A 524-nucleotide genomic window follows, 5' to 3' on the forward strand; every position below is an offset into this window, starting at 1 on the left:
ACCGGCACGACGACGACCCACAGCCCCGACGGCACGACAGACACGACGACGGAGGAGAACGTGACGGCAACCCCGACCGCCGCGACCCGCGACCACGGGCCGGCGGAGGCCGGTGTACACAGCAGCCTGGACGCACTCGAGGCCGAGTCCATCCACATCCTGCGCGAGGTCGTGGCCGAGTTCGACCGCCCGGCCATGCTCTTCTCGGGCGGCAAGGACTCGGTGGTCATGCTGCACCTGGCCGCCAAGGCCTTCTGGCCGGGCCGGATCCCCTTCCCCGTGCTGCACGTGGACACCGGGCACAACTTCCCCGAGGTCCTCGACTTCCGGGACCGCACCGTGGAGCGGCTGGGCATCCGCCTGGTCGTGGCCGGCGTGCAGGACTACATCGACGACGGCCGGCTGCTCGAGCGTGCCGACGGCACCCGCAACCCGCTGCAGACCCTCCCGCTGCTGGACGCCATCGCGGCGAACAAGTTCGACGCCGTGTTCGGCGGCGGCCGCCGCGACGAGGACAAGGCCCG

At 71.8% G+C, this 524-nt stretch carries 1 protein-coding gene; it reads left to right on the plus strand.

From position 1 onward, the window contains the following. Positions 1-60 precede the first annotated feature (60 nt). A partial coding sequence (locus RCG67_RS17370) for a phosphoadenosine phosphosulfate reductase domain-containing protein (protein ID WP_438612692.1) occupies positions 61-524 on the plus strand: 464 nt, incomplete at its 3' end.

This window comes from Kocuria cellulosilytica, from assembly GCF_040981245.1.
Lineage (GTDB): Bacteria > Actinomycetota > Actinomycetes > Actinomycetales > Micrococcaceae > Kocuria > Kocuria cellulosilytica.